The sequence below is a fragment of the Pedobacter sp. GQ55 genome, from assembly GCF_059758925.1.
Genome location: NZ_JCAXEI010000001.1, coordinates 37387 through 53919, shown reverse-complemented (window position 1 = coordinate 53919; position 16533 = coordinate 37387). Strand labels below are relative to the sequence as shown.

Below are 16533 nucleotides of genomic sequence, written 5' to 3'. Positions count from 1 at the left end.
AACCTGAATTTTTTTTTTGTTTTTTTTACAAACAATATTGTTACAATTTGAAATTATATGAAGGTAAAACTGAAGCTAAGTCCCCTTAAAATAAAGCAATTACTATAAGAATTTAAGGCAAAAAAAGAAGTCATATAATTGACGAAAAAACTAGGCTTTGTAGCAAAAAAATCACAAAAAAAAGCCTGCAGTATAAACATGACTGCAGGCTCTATCCTGATTAATTATTGTTAAATATTATTGATATCCGGGATTTTGAGGTGTAAGATTAGGATTGTTTTGAAGCTCCGGCCTTGGAATAGGGAAAAGCAGGTGTTTGCTCTGTAAAGGTTGATTGGAACTCAGGTTCACGTGCCCTACAAAATTATCAAATCCCTTTGTAGTTTCGTTATATACTTTTCTAAGCCGCACCATATCAAACCATGTGATCTGCTCATAACACAGCTCATGCCAGCGCTCTCTCCAGACAGCTTCCCGGAATGTTGTTTGATTGTAAGTGCCAAGTGCCGGGGTTACCAGCTTGGCGCGATCGCGAATGCGCTTAAAGGCATCATAAGCATCCTGCGTTGGGCCACCTAACTCGTTTTGGGCTTCAGCGTAAACAAGCAGAATTTCCGCGTAGCGAATCACCGGTACATTCAAATTGTTATTGCGTGTACCCGCTACACCCGAAGAACCATTGGCTATGGTATTAAAGTGTTTGAATATATAGGGTGCACCCAGTTGAAATAAAGCTCCGTTACCATTAGTAAAGTAGCTGGTATAAAAATACCCTTCCCTGTCTTTGGCACGTTCATCTCCTGGCTCGTAGGAATTATAAAACTGACGGGTAGGAACGGTACTTCCTGTACCCGATGCACCATTAAATGTAACTGGTTTGAAGTTTGGATACATATTGTCCATTGGGTTACCTGCGACTAACGAATTGTACTGAAGCATAAAGAGGTGTTCTTTTTCATTTTTCAGCTTTTCACTATGTACATCAGCATAAGTAGGAAAAAGATCAATGGAAGCAGGATTGGCTTTTGCATAAGTAATTACCTCATTGGCCTTATCAGCGGCCAGTTTGTAGTGAGACGCCCCTTTGTTTAAAGGTTGGCCTGCCATGGTCAGGTACACAAGGGCTAATTCCGATTTCACTGCAGCCAAGGAAACCCTGCCCCTTTTATCCATCCAGGGCAGCCCTGCATTTTCCGCTGCAATCAAATCTTCTACAATTAAAGCATATACACTTTCGGCTGTAGCCCGCTTAGGGAAAAAATCCTCTGACTCCAATGTCTGTGGTTTTGTGATTAATGGCACATCTCCCCACAGTCTTACCGCATAAAAGTATGCCCAGGCACGTAAGAAACTTGCTTCTCCTAAAATGCGTTTCTTTTGTGCGTCATCCATAGGCGTAATGCCAGGAACTTTTTCAAGAACAAGATTTGCCTGAGCGATAACCCTGTATATCCCGTTCCAGTAATTGATCACATGGCCGGTATTCGAATCATAAATCAAGCCGTATAGGTTATTAAGGTCCGAGTTTTGAGCAGTTTCAGTGGTAGATGTTCCGGTAACCGCTTCCAGTAATTGCCAGTTTGAAGAGAAAATTCCGGCCCCGTCGCCCATGAATCTGGAACTTGAATATACTGCAAATATCGCAGCCTCAGCATGTTCTGGTATTTTATAGAAATTCTCGGGAGTTAGGTTCGAGGGATCCTGTTCATCTAAGAATTTTGAACAGCCTGATCCAAGCAGCAACAATCCAGAAAGGAAAATTCCACCTATATATTTTGTTATGTTAATTTTCATCAGTATAAATTTTATATTCATGTAATAAATTATAAACCAACATTTAAGCCCAGCATAAAAATTGTTGGTTTTGGATAACTGTGCCAGTTCATCCCCTGAGAGAATACGTTATTGCCGTCATTTGCATACCCTCCCGTAGGTGTTGTCTCAGGATCCCCCTGGAGCTCCTTACTGGTGATCAGAAAAAGGTTTTGCGCAGATACGTAGACCCTTAATCTATTCAACCGCATTTTTTGAACAATTGAATTGGCGAAGTTATATCCGAGCAATACATTCCTCCCGCGAATGAACGATCCGTCTTTGATCCAGTGTGTATCCACATTGGTTACATATCCTGCACGGGTATCACGGATCTCGGCTATCTGCGTATTCTGGTTTTGAGGAGTCCACGCGTTCAATACCGTAGCATAACTGTTGGCCAGAGAAACCCTGTCTTCACTAGAGTGAGCAGTCATGTCCATTACGTCGGCCCCCACTGAATATTGAAGTTCAACAGTTAGGTCAACATTCTTATAGCGGAAAGTATTGGATAATGCGCCCCATGCATCCGGACTACCATTACCAATGATTGATCTGTCGGCATCGTTTATAGCATAATCTCCATTCACATCAAGATATTTAATATCCCCTGGAAGGATTGTATTCCCATTTCGGTAGCTGACAAATTTGGCGGCTTCAGCTCTTTCTGCTTCAGACCAAACACCCAAACGGGTAAGTCCCCAGAAAGATCCGGCAGCTTCTCCAATCCTGATGATATTCGTTGGATTGGTAAAATTAGGTCCCCCGATTCCAAAAATATCAGCAGGAGTAGCCAACGAAAGAACCTTATTCTTATTTAGAGAGATATTAAAAGAGGTTTTCCAAGAGAAATTTTCTGACTCGAAGTTTGTGGTATTTAATTGAGCCTCTAACCCTTTATTTTCCATTGATCCAATATTTTTTCGGATGGTTACGTAACCACTTGTACGTGGAACAGGAGCATCTAACAACATATCAGTGGTTTTTCTATAATAAAGATCCAGCTCCAGTGATATTTTCCCACCAAACATTCCCAGTTCAACACCAACATCACTTTGTGTGGTTTTTTCCCAGCGCAGATCCCTATTAGCCAGTCTGTTGAGACCCATTCCCACAACCCTTTCATCGTTAATAACAGCTGGATAATTTGAACTCAACAGAGACAATGAAGAATATGGAGGGATCTCAGAGTTACCCGTAACGCCAATGCTACTGCGAAGTTTTAAATTAGAAATTATCCTGCTGTCTTTTAGAAAATCCTCTTCAGAAACCCTCCAGGCTATTGCCGCTGAAGGGAAAAAAGCATATTTATTATTTTCACCAAATTTGGATGACCCATCAGCCCTTCCGGTAGCAGTGAACAGGTATTTATCTTTCAGACTGTAATTGATCCTTCCAAAGTAGGAGTTGAGTGCCTGACTTGATTTATTAGAGCCAACCTGCGGATTCCGGCTGCCGGCTCCTAAATTGTTAAATTCGAAATAATCCGTTGCAAAGCCTCTTACTTCAGAGCTGATGTTATTAAAATTACTTTTCTGCCAGGATATCCCCAATAAACCAGTGATGGAGTGATTCTCGTTAAATCGCTTGTTGTAGGTCAGGAAATTTTCTATAGACCAGAAGGCTTCTTTCCTGGTGCGTCCGGCAGCATAACCTTGATCAGAAATGTTCAGTGTACGCCCACTATATTCATTATTTTCCTGTGAAATCACATTTGCACCAATTATGGTCTTCATTTCTAACCCTTCGGCAAACTTGATGTTTGAATACATACTTCCAAGAGTCGTTTGAGTTCCAAGTAAAAACTTGGTATCGTACAACCTGTGAACTACATTGAAACGGCCCTCAGCATTTGGATAGTCCCTGTTGTCAGCATATAACCCGTTATCATATTTTACAGGTAAAAACGGAAAATCTTCTACGATGCTACGCGCGACCTGGTCACTTTGATCTACCAGATTTTCGTTCTGATTGGTATAGCTTAGCGTACCGCCCACCTTTAACCATGGTTTTACCTGGTCATCAATACTGAACCTGCCCGAATATCTTTTAAGAAATGAGGTCTTGATCAGTCCCTGATCATTTCGGTGTCCGATTGAAAAAGCATAAGTAGTACGCTCATTACCTCCACTAAAACCAAGCTCATGATTTTGAGATAGCTTGTTCTGAGTAGCCTCTTTAAGCCAGTCCGTATCAAAATAAGGATTGCCGCTGCTGTCAAACAACCTCGGATCCTTTCTGGCCAGTGCCGGATTTCTGGTAACATATTTACCTGCTGCCCATCCTGCCGGATCATATTTCTCCATGTTTTTATATGCCAGATCTTCCACAGCCAGGAATTCTTTCGCATTTAACACTTTTGGGAAATTAGGCCCTACAGATGGTACGCTTACGTCAACGTTATAATCTATTCTGCTTTCACCGGTCTTTCCGCGCTTGGTCGTAATCAAAATAACGCCATTGGCTCCCCTGGAACCATAAATAGCGGTAGAGGATGCATCTTTCAACACTTCTACCGAAACAATGTCATTAGGATTGATGTAGTCAATCGCCTGACTGGCCTGAGCTTGATTCCCCGTAGGTAACTGAACCCCATCTACTACATACAATGGATTATTAGATGAGTTGATGGAGCTAAAACCACGGATCCTAACATTAGCCCTTCCCCCAGGTCTTCCTGAGTTTGTATTGACCTGAACGCCGGATATCCTTCCTGTTAAGGCCTGATTAAGAGAAGATGCCGGCCGTTCCTGCAGTTGCTCTGCTTTTACCGTACCTACTGCTCCCGTTAAATCAGACTTTTTGGAGGTACCATAACCAATCACAACTACATCTTCCAGCTCCACCCCTTCGGCAGGAACCATTTTAATTGTAAGTGGTGAAGCTCCGGATCCCGCGGCCCGTGTTTGAGTAGCGTACCCGATATACGAGAATGTGAGCTGCTCATTTGCATTATCTACCTCAATGCTGAATTTACCACTGGCATTGGTAACGGTAGACTTGTTTGTTTTGAGAGATTTGATCCCTACCCCAGGTATGGGTTGAGATTTTTCATCAACCACAGTACCTGTAATTACAATTTTCTGTGCCTGAAAGAAGGCGACGCTGCCCATACCGGAACTGATTTTGGTGTAATCAGCGGGATGCGCATAGGATTGTAACCCTGTTAAACAGAGCATTGGAATCCCTGCGAGGATAATTTGTTTGATTTTCATTAGCTTAATTTTAGTTTATATTTAGTTAGAGTAAGCGTACAAAAAAAACCATTCCAATATAAAATCATAAGTGCACAACTAACACACATGACCTCTAAGAGGAATGCTTAAGAAAAGTTTGAAAAGGGTATAATTAGGATGCTTTTATAGCAACGGGATCATACATCGTGGGTTGTAAAAAAAATCTAATTTCTCTTACAATCAAAAGGAGAAATTCCTGGTGTAGATTTACTGCTGGTTGGTTGGTTCTGTTTCTCATAATATATGGGAGCTATATTTTATAAAAACGTTTTATCTATATCAATAATAAGGAAAATAATTCAAAAAAGAATGTTTTTTTAAAAAATAAATCAAGCTTAAAAAACTGAAAAAGAGGAACTTCCTAATTCCCCTTTAGATACGAAATTATGAGCTTTGCAGTCCGTTCTGATGCACCCGAAGTCCCCATTTTTGAAGACAATTCTTCGTAATCGCTCAGCATTTTTTGTCTGCCTTCTCCACTTAAGATGATGCCAAGCTCATCAGAAATATTTTGTGTATTACAATCTTCCTGAATTAATTCTGTAACCACCTTTCTATCCATAATTAAGTTCACCAAAGAAATGAACCTTATTTTAACAAGCATTCTGGCAATAGCAACAGAGATTGCCCCTCCGCGATAAACCACAACTTGCGGTATATGAAATAACGCAGTTTCAAGCGTTGCCGTGCCAGAAGCCACAATTGCGGCCGTAGCAACATTCAATAAGTCGTAAGTTCGTTCAAAAACGAGCGTTACATTTTCAGACGAGATGAATTGTTTGTAATAGCCCTCATCAAAATTAGGAGCGGCTGCAACAACAAACTGATAATCGGAAAAACGACCTGTTATGCTTAGCATATCCGGCAACAAACGCTCAATTTCTTGTTTTCTGCTGCCAGGAAGGAGTGCAATAACTTTATCATTTAACCCATAAGTTTTTTTGAAAGAAGGGTCAGGAGTAAATTGGGCAATTGCATCCAGTAAAGGATTGCCAACATAATCAACCTCCATGCCCCATCCTTTATAAAAATCAACTTCAAAGGGTAAAATGCAAAACAGCTTATCAACTATTCTTTTGATTTTTAAGACACGTTTTTGGTTCCACGCCCAAACCTTTGGAGAGATATAATAGCAAACCCGAATTCCATTCTCTTTTGCAAACGCTGCGATTTTTAAATTGAAGCCCGGAAAATCAATAAGGATCAGTGTATCCGGATGATATTCTAATACATCAGCCTTACATGCCTTCATGTTTTTGAGGATGGTCCGCAGATTTAATAAAACCTCAGTGAAACCCATAAATGCCATTTCGGCATAATGCTTTTTGAGAACACCACCCTCAGCTTTCATTTTATCGCCACCATAAAATCTGAATTCCGCATTTGGATCTTGAACTTTTAATGCCTTCATTAAGTTGGCTCCATGTAAATCTCCGGATGCTTCTCCGGCTACTAAATAGTATCTCATGATTGGGTAACTTTATAATAAAAGAAGGCAAATGCCCATAGAAAAGTCGCACTAATAATACCTCTACCCACATTATCCTTATTCTGCTTAAAAAAATAGTGCATTAATAAGGCATTAACAGCAATACAGCCAATCAGCAAAAGATCTGCTTTAGCTAAAAAAGCAAACCTATGCATCAGGTACCATACCCCCGCAACCAGCACACCTGGCACCAATGCACCAATACCCAAACCTATTAATACAGAATTCTTTACATTTCTAAACATCAAATGTCCAGGTATTTAAAACAGGAATTGCATGATGAGCTGTTAAATCAAACTGAACAGGAACAACTGAAACAAAACCATTCTCAAGCGCCCAAACATCTGTATCCTCACCTTTATCATTATTTTGAAAAACGCCCGTTAACCAGTAATATGGACGCTCATATGGGTCTTTTCTTTCATCAAATTCTTCTGCCCATTTAGCATTCGCTTGCCGGCAAATCTTAATGCCTTTTAAACCATCGCCTTTGGGAAAATTAACATTAAGCAATGTTGCAGGCGGCAAACCATGCTCAAGTACCTGTAAAGAAATGGCCTTAATAAACTTTTTGCAATGGCTAAAATCTGCTTCTTGCGAAAAATCATCAAGTGAGAAACCAATTGAAGGAATGCCTTCTATTGCCCCTTCAACCGCGGCTGACATGGTTCCTGAATAGATCACGTTGATGGAATTATTTAACCCATGATTTACACCAGAAACACACAGATCGGGCTTTTTACCTTTAAATATTTTGTTTACAGCAAGCTTAACACAATCAACCGGTGTACCAGAACATTTGTACATTTCCACACCCGGATACAAATCTACCCGATCAAAACGCAATGGCTTACCAATGGTAATTGCATGGCCCATCCCTGACTGAGGTCCATCTGGTGCTACGACAACTACATTCCCGATTTCCTGAACAACTTCAATCAAATTCTTAATTCCCGGAGCGGTTATACCGTCGTCGTTTACCACTAAAATATTAGGTCTGGATTGCTGCTTTTTCATTTAAGATATATCTGTTTTGTTATGATCATGAAAGCCTGTTGATATGTCAGAATCACCTATTTAAGCAAAACTGGTATGCCTACAGCCCTTGTTGCTGTAAAAGTACAAGAATTCGATCTAAAGTTCAGGACTTAATATACAATCCACATATATTTGATGTATAACTTAAAAGCTGTGAGGCCATATGGGATTTACATTTATTTTAATAAGAACCCAAAACAACCTTACAATACATAAAAAAATAAAATATATGAAGAACAAACTATTAACGCTATCCTTTTTCCTTTTAATAGGGTTTGGGGTTATGGCTCAATCTGGCTATCAATGGAAAACAACCACCACTGATGGATACACTTACAAATACGTAACAAACGACCCAACCAAGTCGCGGTTTTACACACTAAAAAATGGGCTAACAGTTATTCTATCACAAAATTTAAAAGAGCCTACCATTGAGTTCAGAATGGCGGTTAGAGCTGGAAGTAATACCGATCCGCGTACAGCAACCGGTTTAGCACATTACCTGGAGCACTTGCTATTTAAAGGTACCGACAAATTCGGCACAATGGACTATGCAAAGGAGAAACCTTTGTTAGACAAAATAGATGGATTATATGAGCAGTACAACAAAACCACTGATCCTGCTAAACGAAAAGAGATTTACGCACAGATAGATAAAACATCTGGTCTGGCATCTAATTATTCTATTGCCAATGAATACGATAAAATGATTAAAGCAATTGGCGGGCAGTCTAGCAACGCCCATACATGGTATGAAGAAACTGTATACAATGAAGATTTTCCGGCCAATGCCACTGATAAGTTTTTAGCCCTGCAGGCAGAAAGATTCCGCAATCCTGTTTTCCGCATCTTCCACACTGAACTGGAGGCTGTTTATGAAGAGAAAAACCGTGGACTTGATAATGATGCCTGGAAAATGGATGAGAAAATGTCGGCATTATTATTCCCTACCCACAACTATGGTCAGCAAACAACAATTGGTACAATAGAGCATCTTAAAAACCCATCTCTTGTCGAAATCAGAAAATATTACAACAAATACTATGTGCCTAACAATATGGCAATAGTATTGGCTGGAGATTTTAACCCGGATGAAATGATTAAAAAAGTTGACAAGTCATTTGCCTTTATGCAATCAAAACCTGTTACACTTTACAACCCGGCTCCTGAAAAACCATTGATTAAAATTCAAAAGGTCGACATATATGGCCCCAGCGCAGAGAGTGTAGAAATATCTTATAGAGGATATGCCGAGAACACCAAACAGAGCATGTTATTAGATTTGATATCAAGCATTTTAGCTAACGGAAAAGCAGGTTTGTTCGACATCAATTTAAACAAGCAACAAAAGGTTTTACGCTCAAGCGCCGGCTATCAGCAGATGAAGGATTATGGTGTTTTCAATATGTCAGCCCAGCCTAAACAAGGCCAAACATTAGAAGAAGTTCAAAAGCTATTACTTGATCAAATTGAGATCTTAAAAAAAGGAGATTTTGATGAAAGCCTTATCAAAGCAACCGTAGCCAATAGCAAACTAGGATTACTGCAAGCCTTCGACAATAACGCTTACCGTGTTGACGCCGCCACTAATGAGTTTATTTTAAACCGTGGAACCAAATGGGACAAATCTTTAAGCAATCCTGATGAGATGGCCAAGATTACCAAAAGCCAGGTTACTGCATTTGCAAAACAGTTTTTCATTAATAATTATGTTATTGCATTTAAACACAAAGGCGAAGACAAAAACATTGCAAAGGTCGAAAAACCTGCTATCACTCCCGTAAACACAAATGCTGCAGAAACATCTGTTTTCACCAAAGATCTGCTTGCAGCCCCAACAAATCCTATAGCACCTAAGTTCCTGGATTACAAAAAAGACTTAAACTATGGCAAAGTGGGCATCGCCGATGTAATAACAGTTCAGAATAAAGAAAACAGCATTTTCCGCTTATCTTACCGTTTTGAAATGGGTGCATTAAACAATCTGCTGCAACCATATGCTTCGCAATACTTAACTTTTTTAGCGACTGATAAATACTCTGCCGAACAGATCAGTAAAGAATTTTACAATATTGCCTGCACCTACAGCATCAATGTGGGCAACGAAGTTACCACTATAAATATCAGTGGATTGCAAGAAAACTTCGAGAAAGCTGTAACTCTGGTTGAGCATATTTTAGCCAACTGCAAACCTAATGAGCAGGCATTGGTAGAACTTAAAAGCCGCATCCTTAAAGCAAGAGAGAACAACAAACTTAATAAGAGTGCAATACTAGGTGGTTTAATGAACTATGCTCAATATGGTGCTAGCAATCCTTTTAATTCTACCTCAAGCAACGAAGAAGTAAAAAACATTACTTCAGACCAGTTGATCAGCATCCTACATAATATCGACAACTTTAAACACACCATTACCTATTATGGACCACAAACGCTGGAAGCATTTACAGAAAGCATAGGTAAACTTCATAAATTACCTGCAGCGTTTAGCCCTGAACCACCAGCCAAAAAATTCACCTATACCAACAATGCGACCAATCAGGTCTATTTTGCAGATTACGACATGGTTCAGTCAGAAATTCGCTGGATAAGAAATGGAGGTGTTTTTAACCCGGAGCTTACAGCCAAAGTAAACTTATTTAATAGCTATTTTGGTGGCGGTATGGGATCTATAGTTTTCCAAACTATACGTGAATCTAAAGCTTTGGCTTATTCAACGTTTGCCGTTTATTCCTCGCCCGATAGAAAGGACAAGAATTACGCTATGATAGCTTATGTAGGTAGTCAGGCTGATAAAATGAACGACGCTGTAGCAGGGATGAATGAATTGCTGAATGTTTTGCCACAAGCAGATAAGTCTTTCGAAGCCTCAAAATACAATGCATTAAATGCATTGGAAACCAGTCGTGTGACTAAAGATGATATTATACAGAGTTACTTTGCAGATCAGAAACTTGGGGTTGACCATGATTCGAGAATTGATGAGTACAATGGTTTAAAGCCTTTAACATTTGCTGACATCAAAGAATTCCATACCAACAATGTTGCCAATAAACCTTACAATTATTGCATTGTTGCTTCAGAGAAAAAAGTGAAATTAGAAGATATGCAGAAGTTCGGAACGGTAACCAAGCTAACATTAGAACAGATATTTGGGTACTAAAACCAAAATATCCTTATAAATAAAACGCCTGATCATGATCAGGCGTTTTATTTATGTTTTTTATAATGATTTTATCCAGGTTACCAGTTCATCTCTGGTTTTACCTGTTTTTTGTTGCAATTTGCCCAACAACTCATCATCTTTCCCTTCTTCATGCTTCAAATCATCCTCGGTTAAGTCAGCATATGCTTGTTTCACTTTACCCTTAATTTCATTCCATTTTCCTTTTAATTCTAACTTATCCATGATAGTTTCTTATTTTGTTTAACAATAAATAGATACTACATGAACAAGCTTAAGGAACAATTGTTTGTTACTTTTTTGCTTTTTCGATAATTTCATCAACCACAGCAGGATCCAGAAGTGTAGTAATGTCTCCTAAATTGGCAGTATCACCCTCTGCAATTTTCCTTAAAATACGGCGCATAATTTTGCCAGATCTTGTTTTAGGTAATCCCGAAACGAAGAGTATTTTATCAGGCTTGGCAATAGCCCCGATAACACGGGTAACCGTTTGAAGAATATCCTTACGGGTAAGGTCTTCATCACCATGTGCATTAGGAAAAATTACAAAAGCATAAATACCTTGGCCTTTTACCTCATGAGGGAAACCTACTACCGCACTTTCTACCACACCTGCGTGCATATTTATTGCGTTTTCAACTTCGGCAGTACCAATTCTGTGACCAGATACATTAATTACATCATCTACCCTACCGGTAATTCTATAATAACCATCTTCGTCTCTTAAACAACCATCGCCTGTAAAGTACATGTTCTCGTAAGTAGAGAAATAAGTCAGTTTACAACGTTCATGATCTCCGTAAGTTGTACGCAGCATACCAGGCCAAGGGAATTTAATACATAAATTACCGCTCACACCGTTACCTTCAATCTCGTTGCCTTGCTCATCCACCAACACCGGCTGTATACCAGGTAAAGGAAGTGTTGCAAAACTAGGTTTAGTTGGCGTTACAAAGGCGATTGGCGAAATCATGATGCCACCAGTTTCAGTTTGCCACCAGGTATCAACAATAGGGCAATTGCTTTTGCCTATATTCTCGTCAAACCAATGCCAGGCCTCCTCATTTATAGGCTCTCCTACCGACCCTAAAACCCTTAACGAGCTTAAGTCAACCCCTTCAATAGGCTGCAGACCAAAACTCATTAAAGAGCGTATTGCTGTTGGGGCGGTATATAAAATATTTACTTTACGTTTTTCAACCACCTGCCACATTCTTGATGCATCTGGATAAGTTGGAATACCTTCAAATATTACCGTTGTTGCGCCCTGCGAAAGGGGCCCGTAAACAATATAAGAGTGCCCTGTTATCCAGCCTATATCTGCTGTACAAAAGAACACTTCATCAGGCTGATAGTTGAATACATTAGAAAACGTGTATCCGGCATAAACCATGTATCCACCAACGGTATGTACTACACCTTTTGGTTTCCCTGTAGAGCCGGATGTATATAGTATAAACAGCAAATCTTCGGCATCCATTTCTTCTGCCGGACAATTGGTATCAACTAATTTTATCTCATCTTCCCACCAGATATCACGTCCTTTTAACATAGAAACAGGAGTTCTGGTATGGGTTAAAACAATCACTTTTGCAACAGTCGGGCAACCGATCAGTGCATCGTCAATTACTTCTTTTAATTGAATTTGCTTATTACCTCTAAATGCACCATCAGCGGTAATTACGACCCTGCATTGGGCATCATTAATACGATCGGCTATAGATTTAGCAGAAAAACCACCAAATACAACAGAATGCACAGCGCCAATACGTGCACATGCAAGTACCGCCACCGCCAGTTCCGGAACCATTGGCATATAAATACAAACCCTGTCGCCTTTTTGCACACCGTTCTTTTTCAGAACATTGGCAAAGCGGCAAACCTGTTCATGTAATATTTTATAGCTTAAAGTAATGCTGTCTTTTTGCGGATCATTTGGCTCCCAGATAATGGCGGGTTTATCGCCATTTTCAGCCAGATGGCGATCAAGACAATTTTCGGTAATGTTCAGTTTGGCACCTTCAAACCATTTGATGCTAGGCTCTGAAAAGTTCCAGGAAAGTACTTTATCCCATTTTTTTTTCCAAAGAAAATTATCGGCTATACCTGCCCAGAATTGCTCAGGTTGATCTACGCTTAACTGATAAGTTTTTTGATATTCTTCAAATGAATTAATTTGCATATTTGGCTTATTTCAACAACTAAAACCCAAACTTAGATAAAATTGCGCTCTATAAAAACAATTTTATTGATCTATATTTACAGTATAGGAGAGTTCTTCGCAAGATTAGTGTTTTTTCATACATAGTTTACACCTCCTTCAAATCAATTCCACAATCAGCTCCCTTTTTGTGAAGAATGTGTGAACTAGGTGAGGACTTGACTACTCCGAGCATCCAACGAGGTCTTTACTTTAATACCAGTTGCTGGTGCTAAATAATAATTGAAATTATTTTTGACTCTTACTTGATGATTACAAATATTTTACTGATATTTGCACACTCTTAAAAAAATTAAGCGAAGAACAATTAACAATATATTTAAAGGCATGTCTAGAGTTTGTGATTTAACCGGAAAAATGGCAATGACAGGTTTTAATGTTTCTCACTCAAACGTTAAAACCAAGCGTAAGTTTTATCCCAACTTACAACTTCAGAAATTTTATATTCCTGATGAGGATCGTTGGATAACACTGAAAGTATCTACTTCAGCTATCAAAACCATCAATAAAATTGGTATTACAGAAGCGATTAACCGCTTCATGAAAAAAGGATATTTGTAGAAACATTGGTTGATGTGAAATCAACCTTAATATTAATAAAATGGCAAAAAAAGGTAACAGAGTACAAGTTATTCTAGAGTGTACAGAACATAGAGCAAGCGGCATGCCTGGTGCTTCTAGATATATCACTACTAAAAACCGTAAAAACACTACTGAGAGATTAGAGTTGAAAAAATTCAATCCAGTGTTGAGAAAAGTAACTGTACACAAAGAAATTAAGTAATACATTTAGTATTTAACTAAATACAATCTATTTAGATCATGGCAAAAAAGGTAGTTGCAACCCTGAAAACGGGTAAAGGAAAGGAATATTCGAAAGTTATTACAATGACTAAGTCGCCAAAATCTGGTGCTTATTCTTTCAAAGAAGTTATTGTTCACAACGATCACGTTCAAGATGCTATTTCTGCATCTAAAAAATAATTTTAATATTTTATAATATTAAAGCCGTCCCTTTATTCTGGGAGGGCTTTTTTTGTTTTTCTATACATTCTTATGGGTTTATTTGATTTTTTTAAGAAAAAAGAGACCGCGCCTGAAGCGCAGGAAGCTCTCGACAAGGGATTAGAGAAAACTAAAGAGGGTTTTTTAAGTAAGATCACTAAAGCTGTAGCAGGTAAATCTACAGTGGATGATGATGTACTGGATAACCTCGAAGAAGTTCTGGTAACCTCGGATGTTGGTGTAACCACCACATTAAAGATTATCGATCGTATACAGAAACGTGTAGCAAAGGACAAATACTTATCTACTTCTGAACTAAACAATCTGCTGCGCGATGAAATCCAACTGTTACTTGCAGAAAATAACAGCAACGATTTCAGAAGTTTCGAATACGGTAACCACAAGCCATACGTTATTATGGTAGTTGGTGTAAACGGTGTGGGCAAAACCACAACAATAGGAAAACTGGCACATAAACTTAAAGCAGAAAATCTAAAAGTTGTTTTAGGCGCTGCCGATACTTTTAGAGCCGCCGCAGTTGAGCAGATTAAACTTTGGGGTGAGCGTGTTGGCGTTCGTGTGGTCGCACAAGCAATGGGGTCTGATCCCGCTTCTGTAGCCTTCGACACGCTGCAGTCGGCCGTTGCCAATGGCGAAGATGTTGTAATTATTGATACAGCCGGACGTTTGCACAACAAGGTTGGCTTAATGAATGAGCTTGGTAAAATTAAAAATGTGATGCAAAAGGTAGTCCCTGGTGCACCGCACGAAATATTATTGGTACTTGACGGATCTACAGGACAAAATGCTTTTGAACAGTGCAAGCAGTTCACTGAAGCAACTGATGTAAATGCCTTAGCTATTACTAAACTTGATGGTACTGCTAAAGGTGGCGTTGTTATCGGAATCTCAGATCAGTTTAAAATACCCGTAAAATATATAGGCGTTGGCGAAAGCGTCAACGATCTGCAATTATTTGATAAAAAGGCATTTGTTGACAGCTTGTTTAAATAGCGGCAACCATACTATAATATATAATACACTCGTCATCCTGAATTTATTTCGGGATCTCGGAGGAGAAAAGCCGTCATGCATGTTTGGGATCCTGAAATAAATTCAGGATGACGTGATGCATAAAATAAATAAAAAAATATACTGACTTACAAAACATGAATACAAAAACTTCCACAAAAATAACCCCTGTTAAAAAACCAAAGATCAACGTAATCACACTGGGCTGCTCCAAAAACACTTACGATTCTGAGGTTTTAATGGGTCAATTGCGCGGAAACAGTTTAGATGTTGTTCATGAATCTAATCAGATTGGCAAAAATGATATTGTAGTAATCAATACCTGTGGATTCATAGATAATGCAAAGCAAGAATCTATAGATACCATATTACAATACAGCCAGCTAAAAGATGAAGGAAAAGTTGGTAAAGTAATTGTAACCGGATGCTTATCTGAACGTTACAAACCTGAATTAGAAGCTGAAATCACTAACGTTGATGCTTACTTTGGCACCAATGATTTAAATAACTTACTGCACTCTTTAGGTGCAAATTACAAGCATGAACTAATAGGCGAACGCCTGTTAACCACTCCTTCTCATTACGCTTATTTTAAGATTGCAGAAGGTTGCAACAGACCTTGTTCTTTCTGTGCCATTCCGCTGATGCGCGGTAAACACGTATCTCGTGATATGGAGGAGCTGGTGAATGAAGCTAAAATATTAGCGGCCAACGGGACCAAGGAACTTATTCTAATTGCACAAGACCTTACTTATTATGGCCTTGACATTTATGGAAAACGCAACCTTGATGAATTACTACGCAGATTATCAGACGTAAAAGGCATTGAGTGGATCAGATTGCAATACGCCTACCCATCTGGCTTCCCTATGGAAATTCTTGACGCCATGAATGAGCGTGAAAATATTTGTAAGTATTTAGACATGCCTCTGCAACACATTACAGACAACATGCTGAAATCTATGCGTCGTGGCATTACCAAGCAAAAAACCATCGACATTGTGAATCAGATTAGAGATAAAGTACCGAACATCGCTATGCGTACTACTTTAATTTGTGGATACCCTGGAGAAACTGAGCAAGATTTTGAAGAAATGCTTAGCTGGGTAGAGGAAACCCGTTTCGACAGGTTAGGATGCTTCACTTATTCTCATGAAGAAAAAACCCATGCACATAATTTAGTTGACGATGTTCCTGAAGAAGTAAAACAAGCACGTGTTGATGCGATTATGGAATTACAACAAGGTATTTCTTTTGATATAAACCAGGATAAAGTAGGTAAATCCTATAAAGTTTTGGTTGACAGAAAAGAAGGTGATTTCTTTATTGGCCGTACTGAATTTGACTCTCCTGAGGTTGACAACGAAGTTTTAATTGACGCTACAACAGGCTATGCAGCCAATGGAACCTTTGTAAATGTTAAGATTGATCGTGCTGAAGATTTCGATCTATATGGACAGATTGTAAAATAAAGGCTTCATATTTAGATTTATAATTTATTAGCTTAAATTCG

At 39.0% G+C, this 16533-nt stretch carries 13 protein-coding genes; 6 read left to right on the top strand and 7 right to left on the bottom strand.

What is annotated here, in order from left to right:
• Positions 1 to 237 precede the first annotated feature (237 nt).
• The 5 genes from AC6CH7_RS00205 to surE form a co-directional block, all read right to left on the bottom strand.
• Positions 238 to 1794 carry a RagB/SusD family nutrient uptake outer membrane protein gene (locus AC6CH7_RS00205; RefSeq protein ID WP_498260746.1) on the bottom strand — a complete coding sequence of 519 codons (1557 nt, stop codon included), beginning with the start codon at positions 1792 to 1794 and terminating at the stop codon, positions 238 to 240.
• Between the two features lie 29 nt (positions 1795 to 1823).
• Positions 1824 to 5027, bottom strand: coding sequence for a SusC/RagA family TonB-linked outer membrane protein (locus AC6CH7_RS00200; protein ID WP_498260745.1), 3204 nt, complete (start codon positions 5025 to 5027; stop codon positions 1824 to 1826).
• 382 nt (positions 5028 to 5409) lie between these two features.
• Positions 5410 to 6516 (bottom strand): lipid-A-disaccharide synthase, encoded by a 1107-nt coding sequence (lpxB, locus tag AC6CH7_RS00195; RefSeq protein ID WP_498260744.1) that lies wholly within the window; start codon positions 6514 to 6516, stop codon positions 5410 to 5412.
• Complete coding sequence (locus AC6CH7_RS00190) at positions 6513 to 6782, bottom strand: stationary phase survival protein SurE (protein WP_288883184.1); 270 nt, start codon at positions 6780 to 6782, stop codon at positions 6513 to 6515. The genes lpxB and AC6CH7_RS00190 overlap by 4 nt, the downstream gene beginning before the upstream one ends.
• Positions 6775 to 7554 (bottom strand): 5'/3'-nucleotidase SurE, encoded by a 780-nt coding sequence (gene surE, locus AC6CH7_RS00185; RefSeq protein ID WP_048903771.1) that lies wholly within the window; start codon positions 7552 to 7554, stop codon positions 6775 to 6777. The genes AC6CH7_RS00190 and surE overlap by 8 nt, the downstream gene beginning before the upstream one ends.
• Positions 7555 to 7804: 250 nt before the next feature.
• Between surE and AC6CH7_RS00180 the strand changes: the two genes are divergently transcribed.
• Positions 7805 to 10738 (top strand): M16 family metallopeptidase, encoded by a 2934-nt coding sequence (locus tag AC6CH7_RS00180; RefSeq protein ID WP_498260743.1) that lies wholly within the window; start codon positions 7805 to 7807, stop codon positions 10736 to 10738.
• Between the two features lie 60 nt (positions 10739 to 10798).
• Here the strand turns inward: AC6CH7_RS00180 and AC6CH7_RS00175 are convergent, their stop codons facing one another.
• Both AC6CH7_RS00175 and acs read right to left on the bottom strand, forming a co-directional pair.
• Positions 10799 to 10984 (bottom strand): CsbD family protein, encoded by a 186-nt coding sequence (locus tag AC6CH7_RS00175; protein WP_048903769.1) that lies wholly within the window; start codon positions 10982 to 10984, stop codon positions 10799 to 10801.
• A gap of 67 nt (positions 10985 to 11051) precedes the next feature.
• Entirely contained in the window at positions 11052 to 12944 is a 1893-nt protein-coding gene (gene acs / locus AC6CH7_RS00170; RefSeq protein WP_498260742.1) for an acetate--CoA ligase, read from the bottom strand.
• Positions 12945 to 13310: 366 nt separating this feature from the next.
• On the opposite strand from acs, the gene rpmB reads away from it, so the two are divergent.
• The 5 genes from rpmB (at position 13311) to rimO (ending at position 16492) form a co-directional block, all read left to right on the top strand.
• Positions 13311 to 13544, top strand: a complete 234-nt coding sequence (gene rpmB / locus AC6CH7_RS00165; protein ID WP_039866682.1) for a 50S ribosomal protein L28 — start codon at positions 13311 to 13313, stop codon at positions 13542 to 13544.
• Between the two features lie 40 nt (positions 13545 to 13584).
• Positions 13585 to 13767, top strand: coding sequence for a 50S ribosomal protein L33 (gene rpmG, locus AC6CH7_RS00160; protein ID WP_048903767.1), 183 nt, complete (start codon positions 13585 to 13587; stop codon positions 13765 to 13767).
• 38 nt (positions 13768 to 13805) lie between these two features.
• The gene (locus AC6CH7_RS00155) at positions 13806 to 13967 is read left to right on the top strand and encodes a DUF4295 domain-containing protein (protein ID WP_069378912.1); all 162 of its coding nucleotides are present in this window, start codon (positions 13806 to 13808) and stop codon (positions 13965 to 13967) included.
• 72 nt (positions 13968 to 14039) lie between these two features.
• Positions 14040 to 15002 (top strand): signal recognition particle-docking protein FtsY, encoded by a 963-nt coding sequence (ftsY, locus tag AC6CH7_RS00150; RefSeq protein ID WP_498260741.1) that lies wholly within the window; start codon positions 14040 to 14042, stop codon positions 15000 to 15002.
• A gap of 155 nt (positions 15003 to 15157) precedes the next feature.
• Positions 15158 to 16492 (top strand): 30S ribosomal protein S12 methylthiotransferase RimO, encoded by a 1335-nt coding sequence (gene rimO / locus AC6CH7_RS00145; protein WP_498260740.1) that lies wholly within the window; start codon positions 15158 to 15160, stop codon positions 16490 to 16492.
• The last annotated feature ends 41 nt before the right edge of the window (positions 16493 to 16533 follow it).